The sequence below is a fragment of the Corynebacterium sp. genome (assembly GCF_030152825.1).
Classification (GTDB): domain Bacteria; phylum Actinomycetota; class Actinomycetes; order Mycobacteriales; family Mycobacteriaceae; genus Corynebacterium.
Window position 1 is genome coordinate 1 of the sequence record NZ_JASLIP010000005.1, and the last position, 7752, is coordinate 7752.

Below are 7752 nucleotides of genomic sequence, written 5' to 3' on the forward strand. Positions count from 1 at the left end.
TCGCGGGCATCGCCAGGCAGATCAGGGGTGCGAGCCACAGGACGTACTGCGGGGAGAAAACCTTGTTGCCAAGCAGCAGCAGGGCCACGAGCATCGTCGCCGCGGCCAGGGCGCGTTCGGTGTTCCACCCGCCGCGGAGGAAGTGCCGCAGCGCGATGTACACGCCCAGCAGCAGGGTCAGCGCCATAACCGCGGTGGTGGCGTGCATCGCCAGCTCCACCCCGGGCCCGGTGACCTCGTAGCTCTTGGAGGAGGAGAGGTTGATCTCCCAGCGATCGTCGATGGCGGAGAGGAAGGTAAACGGCGTCGCGGCGACGGACTCGACCTGGAGGCCACGGACGTCCTGATACGTCAACGGGCTGATGACGCGCTCGAAGCCCTCGGTGACGGTGGTGATCCCCACCAGTGCGACGAGTGTGAGGGCGAAGAAGCCCAGCCGCTGCCACGTGCCGCGCGCGTTCCACCGGTCCACGAGCGCAACCGCCAGCACCCCGGGCCACAGTTTGGATGCGGTGGCGAAGGCCAACAAGGCGCCGGCGACCCGCGGGTGGGAGACCACCACGGCCACACCCACCCCGACTGCCAGCCCGGGGATCAGGTCCAGCCGGGTCAGCAGGATCGGCCCGATCGCGAAGCTCACGCCGACCCACGTCCACGCCCCGAGGAACCGCCCCAGACGCAGCAGATACCCGGTGAACAACGCCCCGAGCAGGCAGCAGGCGAGGGCGAAGATCAGGAAGAACGCCCTCTCGCTGCCGGGCGCCACCACGTCCGCGATGGCCTTGACCGCGCGGATGGGCCACACGCCGACGTCCGGGTATTCACTCAACGGGGTGGGGCTGCCGCCGATGCCGACGATGTGCTCCCCGAACGGGCCGGAGAGCAGGCTGCCGTTGCGGTAGTAGCTCAGGTCCTCGGTGCCCCAGCGGTAGGTGACCACGAGCCACAGCTGGAAGATATTGGCCAGCAGCCAACAGGCCCACACCGCGATGGGGGACTGGTAGACCGGCCGCGCCGGACGGGACGTCGTACCCGAACGCCCCGTCGTCGACGAACGCTCTGCCGTGACTGACCGACGTGCCATGACTGCTCGCGACGTCGTCGTTCCGGACGCTGCCCCCTCGGACATTGCGGTGTCGGTCGCCCCGTCGGACACCGCCCCAACTGACACCGCCCTGTTGGTCGCTGCGGCGCCGGACACCGCGCTGTCGAACACTGCGTCGGAGGACGCCACGGTGGACGCAGACGTCTCCCGCGAGGATTCGCGTCGGGGGGTGGGGTGGGGCTGGTTCACGCAGGTTAGTCTAGCCTGTTCCGGCTGGTCTCACCCCATGTCGGGACCGTGCTCTAGGATGTGGAGACGTGGACTACATTTCGACTCGTGATTCTTCCCGTACCCCCGCCAAGTTCTCGGACATCCTGCTGGGTGGCCTGGCCCCGGACGGTGGCCTCTACCTGCCCGCCGAGTACCCGCAGCTGAGCGACGAGATCCTCACCGAGTGGCGCGAGCTGCTCGCGGAGAAGGGCTATGCCGCGCTGGCTGCCGAGGTGCTGAAGATCTTTGTGGACGACATCCCGGCGGAGGAGCTGGAGGCCATCACGGCCCGGGCGTATACGACGAAGGCTTTTGCGCACGAGGAGATCGTCCCCGTCACGGAGCTCGAGGACGGCATGTACCTGGGCCACCTCTCTGAGGGGCCGACGGCCGCGTTTAAGGACATGGCCATGCAGCTGCTCGGCGAGCTGTTTGAGTACGAGCTTGCCCGTCGCGGCGAGACCCTGAACATCCTGGGCGCGACCAGTGGTGATACGGGTTCGGCGGCGGAGCACGCGATGCGCGGCCGCCAGGGGATCCGTGTGTTCATGCTGACCCCGGCCGGGCGCATGACCCCTTTCCAGCAGGCGCAGATGTTCGGTCTGGATGACCCGAATATCTTCAACATCGCCCTGGACGGGGTCTTCGATGACTGCCAGGACGTGGTGAAGGCCGTGTCCGCGGATGCGGATTTCAAGCGGGATAACCGCATCGGTGCGGTGAACTCCATCAACTGGGCGCGCCTGATGGCCCAGGTCGTATACTACATCTCCTCCTGGTTGAAGCTGACGGAGTCGAATGATCAGAAGATCAGCTTCTCCGTGCCGACCGGTAACTTCGGCGACATCTGCGCGGGCCACATCGCCAAGCAGATGGGCCTGCCGATCGACCGACTGATCGTCGCGACGAACGAGAACGACGTGCTGGACGAGTTCTTCCGCACCGGTGAGTACCGGGTGCGCAGCTCCGCGGAGACGCTGAAGACCTCCAGCCCGTCGATGGATATTTCCCGTGCGTCGAACTTCGAGCGTTTCGTCTTCGACCTGCTGGGCCGGGACGCGGAGCGGGTGGCGGACCTGTTTGGTGTGAAGGTGCGCGAGGGCGGGTTCTCCCTGGCAGACGATCCGGCGTTCCCGGAGGCGGCTGCGACGTACGGTTTCGCATCCGGCACGTCCTCGCACGCGGATCGCGTGGCGACGATCCGGGATCTGCACGAGCGCCTGGGCGTCATTATTGACCCGCACACCGCGGATGGTGTGAAGGCCGCGCAGCAGTGGCGTGACCAGGTGGAGGGGCCCATCGTGGTTCTGGAGACGGCGCTGCCGGTGAAGTTCGCGGAGACGATCGAGGAGGCCATCGGGGAGGTTCCTGAGGTTCCGGAGCGCTTCGCGGGGATTATGGACGCCGACCGCCACGTGGTTGACCTGCCGAATGACGCTGAGCGCGTGAAGCAGTACATCCTGGACTCCATCGCGGAGACCAAAGAAGTGGAGAACTAGGGGATCTGGCCCGGCTTGGCATGGGGGCCTGGCCGGGCTGGGTGCCTCGCTGGGTGTGGGGTTAGCCCACCCGCGCCGCCGCTCAGACCACCGACGTATGGTGGGGCTCGCAACTGTTTTCGCGTGCCTTGAGGAGGCGTGGCTTTGAAGATTGGTTTTCTGGGGGCCGGTGCGCTGGGCGCATACTACGGCGGTCGCATGGCCGAGACGGGCCAGGAGGTTGGTTTCGTCGCCCGCAACGAAACCCTCGAGGCGCTGCGCACCAAGGGTCTGACGCTCATCGATGACAACGAGGAGACCTCGGTGGTCTCCAACGTCGCCGCGGCAGAAAGCTTCGCCGAACTTACGGAGACGATGGGCGGGCTGGACGTCATTATCAATGCGACGAAGTCCCTGCCGGGCAACGACTCCTTCCCGGACGTCTCCGGCATCAAGACCGCCGACGGCAAGCAGGTGCCGATCGTGACCCTGCACAACTCGGTGGAGGTTCCGCAGCTGGTGGCGGAGCAGTACGGCGAGGAGAACGTGATCCCGGGCATCGTGCGCGGCTACTTCGTGCACAAGGGGCCGGCGACCGCGCAGTTCCTGCCGGGGATGAAGGTGCTGAACATCGGCACCTTCGATCGTGCGCAGGATAGCCACGCCTACCGGGTGGCCTGCGAGCTCAGCGACGCGCTGGTCAAGGCAGGTTTCAAGTCCGAGGTCTGGGATGACATCTTCGTGGAGATCTGGTCCAAGGCCATGTTTGTGACGTCGACGGGCGCGCTGGGTGCGCTGGCACACCAGCCGCTGGGCTTCCTGCGCGAGGAGGGCGCTGAGGGGAAGCCGGGGCTGCGCAGCACCCTTGAGGGGTTGATGCGGGAGTACGAGGCGGCTGCGCGGGCGCACGGCGTGGGGCTGCCTGAGGACATCGTGGCGAAGACGATGGCGCTTACCGATAAGCAGCCGGATTCCGCGACCAGCTCGATGCAGCGCGATATCCGCGATGGGCTGCCGAATGAGCTGGATGCGCAGGTAGGCGCGGTGCGCCGCATGGCTGCGCGCGTTGGTGTACCGACGCCGCTGCACGACATGATGCAGGGCGCGCTGGAGGGCCAGATCAAGGCGCAGGCCGAGGGCCGCCAGGGCTAGGGGCCGGGCTCGGTCCCAGGCCTGGCCCGGTCTGGCCTCGCCCCCACCCAGGCCTGGCCCGGTCTGGCCTCGCCCCCACCCAGGCCTGGCCACGAACCTGGTTTTGGGCTGTGGCGTGTCACTTTTTGCGGGTTTTGTGACATCCTGCAGCCCAAAACGGGCCGTGGGGGCTAGGGGTTCCAGCCCTAAGCCAGCGAGAGCAACATCTTCTGCAGCTGCTGCTCCTGCTGCTCATCCCGGTCCGCCTGCGTGAGGCACTTGGTCATGCCCTCAGCGATGACCAGGTAACCGGCCCGGCGCACGGCGGTAGCCGCGGCGGTAATCTGCGGGACGACCTCCTCGCAGTCCACGCCCTCTTCGAGCATGCGGATCACCGCGTCCAACTGCCCACGCGCCCGCTTGAGCCTGCGGGTCGCGGCGGCAACGTCCTCGGGTTCGAGCTTCACTTTCCCTTCTCCTTCTGCGCGGCCTGGCCATAGCTCCAGGTGACATAACCGCCGTCCAGATTAGCGACCGTCACACCCCGGTTCGCCAGCAGCTGGGTGGCCACGTTGCCGCGCAGACCCACCCGGCACTGTGCGATGACCTTCGCGTCCGCCGGGATCTCACCGGCGCGTTCCCGCAGCTCATCCACCGGAATATTCACCGCACCAGGGATCGCACCGCGCTCGAACTCGCCCGGAGTGCGCACGTCCACCACGAGCCAGCCAGCCTCCTGCAGCGCCTCAACCTCGTGCCACTGCACGCTCAGCTGCCCGTGGCGGCGATTATCCGCGATATAACCCGCAATATTCACCGGATCCTTCGCGGACCCCACCTGCGGGGAGTATGCGAGCTCCAGGTCGGCCAGCTCAAAGGCCGTCAGCCCGGCCTGCATGGCGGTGGCGATGACGTCGATGCGCTTATCCGCGCCCTCCATCCCGATGACCTGCGCACCAAGGATTCGGTAGTCATCCGTGCGGTAAATCAGCTTCATCCGCAGCGCACTAGCCCCGGGGTAGTAGCCGGCGTGGTTCAGCGGGTGGAGGTGGATGACCCCGAATGGCGCGGCACCGCCGGCACCAGCGCTCGCACCCGTATCAGCACCACCCAGCTCCGCGGCTGCCCGCTTTTCGTTCCAGCCCACGGCCGTGGCGGTCAGCCCGAACAGCTGCACCACGGACGTCCCCTTCACCGGCATTGTGGCCAGATGTTCGGTCGATTCTCCTCGGCTTTCCGCGGCGATGACGTCCGCAACCAACCGGCCATGACGGTTCGCGGTCTGCGCGAGGGGGACGAGGACGTCCGCACCCGACGTGGCGTCCTTCTTCAATGCCGCGTCCCCGAGCGCGAAGATGGACCGATCGGACGTCCGCAACTGCTCGTCGACGAGGATGCCACCGCGTTCGCCGACGTCCAGTCCAGCGGCGCGGGCGAGTTCGTCGTTGGGGCGGACACCGACGGCAGAGATGACGATGTCCGCGGGGACGGCGCTGCCCGCGGCGGTTTCCACGTGGGTTGCGGTGATGTTGTTGACCTGCTCGTTGGTGAGGACGTCCACCCCGTTGGCCTCGAGGTGTTCCTGCACGACCTGCGCCATCTCGGGGTCGAGCGGGGCCATGATCTGCGGGCCGGCCTCGATGATGGTGGTCGTGATTCCGCGGTGGGCGAAGTTCTCCGCGACCTCGAGGCCGATGAACCCGCCACCGATGATCACGGCGGTCTGCGGGGTGGTGTTCAGGGCAGCGGTGATGGCGTCGGTGTCCTCGATATTGCGCAGCGTGTAGGCGCGGTCGATGCCCGGGATCGGCGGTACGAAGGGCGACGCGCCGGGGGAGAGGACGAGGTGGTCGTAGCTCAGTTCGTAGGGTTCGCCCTGCTCAGGCTGGACGTGGACGGTCTTGGTTTCGCGGTCGATGCGCGTGGCGGTGGTGTTGACGCGGACGTCCAGGTTGAAGCGGGCGCGCAGGGATTCCGGGGTCTGGAGCAGCAGGGAGCTGCGGTCCTCGATGACGCCGCCGAGGTAGTACGGCAGGCCGCAGTTGGCGAAGGAGACGTGGCCGGAGGACTCGAGGACGATGATCTCGGCGGTTTCGTCGCGGCGGCGGAGGCGGGCAGCGGCGGACATGCCCCCGGCGACCCCGCCGATGATGACGGTACGGGTGGGGGTATCGGTGTGTGGGGAGGCGGGGGTGTTGGTGGGGGTGCTTGTGCTGGCGGCGTTCGTGCTGCTCATGGTGCTGTGGGTCCTTCGGGAGAGTCGGGTTTGAGCGGTGGCCTACTTGCGGCCCAGGAGGCCGGCGAGGAAACCGCCGGAGGAGCTGGAGGAGCTGGAGTTTTCGCGGGTGCAGGTGCACCACCGGTCGGCGGGGACGGAGGCCTTGACCTGGTCGACGTGCTCGCCGCAGCCAGCCCAGGTGGTCTTTCCGCAGTTACGGCACTTCACGGGACGGCACATGGTGTTTCCTTTCGGTAGCCCGGCTAGTCGCCGGGGATAGGTGAGGGGGGCTGCCGCCGAGAATACCCCCCGGGGTATCTATAGGGCAAGGTTTTGGGCTGTGGCGTGCCGCTTTCTACGGGTTTCGTGACATCCTGCAGCCCAAAACGGGCCATGGGCGGACCGCGAGAGTGACCCCGTGCGCACCTCATTCGCGCGCCAGCGCCCTCCTCATGTTTTGCAGAGTTTGATGCCGGAAATCGACCAAAAAGCGGCACTAAACTCTGCAAAACGCATGGAGAGAGGAGAGGGACGCGGGCCGGCAGCGGCCGGGGCTAGGACCCAGGGGCTGGCCTGGCACCGCCCAGGACCCTGCACTTGGCCTCGCCCCGGCCAAGCGTGGCCACGAACCGTGGTTTTGGGCTGTGGCGTGTCACTTTTTGCGGGTTTTGTGACATTCTACAGCCCAAAACGGGCCATGGGCGCACCGCGTTCGTGCCCCAGCGCGCCCCTCATTCGCGCCCCAGCCCGCCCCTCATGTTTTGCAGAGTTTGATGCCGGAAAATGCCCAAAAAGCGGCATTAAACTCTGCAAAACGCACATAGGGGGAGGGGTGCGAGGCGTGGCCGCGCTGCGACCTGCGCCAACGCGCGGTTTTGCCGCAAAACCTTGACGCCACCCCACACCTACCCCTAGGTTTATGACCTACATGGTAAACCCCATAACCAGGGAGGTGGTCATGCAGACTGATCCAGCGGATCCACGCCCGATCTACATACAGATCGCGGAGGACCTGAAGTCCATGATCTTGTCCGGGGAGCTCGCCATCGACCAACGGGCCCCATCCACGAAAGAGCTCTCGGAGTTCTACCAGGTCAACCCCACAACGGCCGCCAAAGCCATGACGGAACTCTCACAGGAAAAGCTTGTCGAAAAGAAACGAGGGCTCGGCATGTTCGTCACCCAAGGCGCCCGCGAGCGCATCCGCAGCGAGCGCAAAGGCGCATTCCAACGCACCTACATCGACCCCCTCAAAACCGAAGCCGCCGCCCTCGGCCTCTCGCTCGAGGAGATCATCGCCATGCTGAAGGAGGAGAAGTGAGCATCTACGGAGTCATCGGCCCCAACGGCGCGGGCAAGACCTACTACCTGCGCACCCTCAGCCAGAACCCAGGCACGGCGCTAGCCCAGGCCGCCGCCGACGCTGCCCTCTACGGCGCCACCCCGCGCGAGTACTTCGCCATCGCGAAAACCGGCTGGTCAGAGCTCGATATCGGCCTCGCCGAATCCCTCCTCGACTTTCCGGCCACCACCCCGATGAGGAGCCTCAGCCTCGGGCAGCGCCAGATGGTGATCACCGCCGCGGCCCTCGCCTCCGGCCAACCGGCGCT

General features: G+C 66.5%; 7 protein-coding genes and 1 pseudogene. 4 read left to right on the forward strand and 4 right to left on the reverse strand.

Annotated elements, in window-relative coordinates; genetic code table 11:
- A partial coding sequence (locus tag Q1V78_RS00420; RefSeq protein WP_300610383.1) for a hypothetical protein occupies nt 1–1294 on the reverse strand: 1294 nt, incomplete at its 3' end.
- Nucleotides 1295–1362: 68 nt separating this feature from the next.
- On the opposite strand from Q1V78_RS00420, the gene thrC reads away from it, so the two are divergent.
- Nucleotides 1363–2814 carry a threonine synthase gene (thrC, locus tag Q1V78_RS00425; RefSeq protein ID WP_300610385.1) on the forward strand — a complete coding sequence of 484 codons (1452 nt, stop codon included), beginning with the start codon at nt 1363–1365 and terminating at the stop codon, nt 2812–2814.
- A gap of 138 nt (nt 2815–2952) precedes the next feature.
- The gene (locus Q1V78_RS00430; RefSeq protein ID WP_300610387.1) at nt 2953–3945 is read left to right on the forward strand and encodes a 2-dehydropantoate 2-reductase; all 993 of its coding nucleotides are present in this window, start codon (nt 2953–2955) and stop codon (nt 3943–3945) included.
- Nucleotides 3946–4130: 185 nt separating this feature from the next.
- Here the strand turns inward: Q1V78_RS00430 and Q1V78_RS00435 are convergent, their stop codons facing one another.
- Genes Q1V78_RS00435 through Q1V78_RS00445 form a run of 3 tightly spaced genes read right to left on the reverse strand, consistent with a single transcriptional unit; the run spans nt 4131 to nt 6382 of the window.
- Nucleotides 4131–4391 (reverse strand): metal-sensing transcriptional repressor, encoded by a 261-nt coding sequence (locus Q1V78_RS00435; protein WP_200973581.1) that lies wholly within the window; start codon nt 4389–4391, stop codon nt 4131–4133.
- Nucleotides 4388–6160 carry an FAD-dependent oxidoreductase gene (locus tag Q1V78_RS00440; RefSeq protein ID WP_300610392.1) on the reverse strand — a complete coding sequence of 591 codons (1773 nt, stop codon included), beginning with the start codon at nt 6158–6160 and terminating at the stop codon, nt 4388–4390. Before Q1V78_RS00440 ends, Q1V78_RS00435 begins: the two co-directional genes overlap by 4 nt.
- A 42-nt stretch (nt 6161–6202) precedes the next feature.
- A complete protein-coding gene (locus Q1V78_RS00445; RefSeq protein WP_300610394.1) occupies nt 6203–6382 on the reverse strand; it encodes a hypothetical protein in 180 nt (59 codons plus the stop codon).
- Between the two features lie 718 nt (nt 6383–7100).
- On the opposite strand from Q1V78_RS00445, the gene Q1V78_RS00450 reads away from it, so the two are divergent.
- Nucleotides 7101–7463, forward strand: a complete 363-nt coding sequence (locus tag Q1V78_RS00450) for a GntR family transcriptional regulator (protein WP_043951918.1) — start codon at nt 7101–7103, stop codon at nt 7461–7463.
- Nucleotides 7460–7752: pseudogene (locus Q1V78_RS00455) on the forward strand (hypothetical protein); the annotation flags it as partial. The gene Q1V78_RS00450 and the pseudogene Q1V78_RS00455, both read left to right, overlap by 4 nt.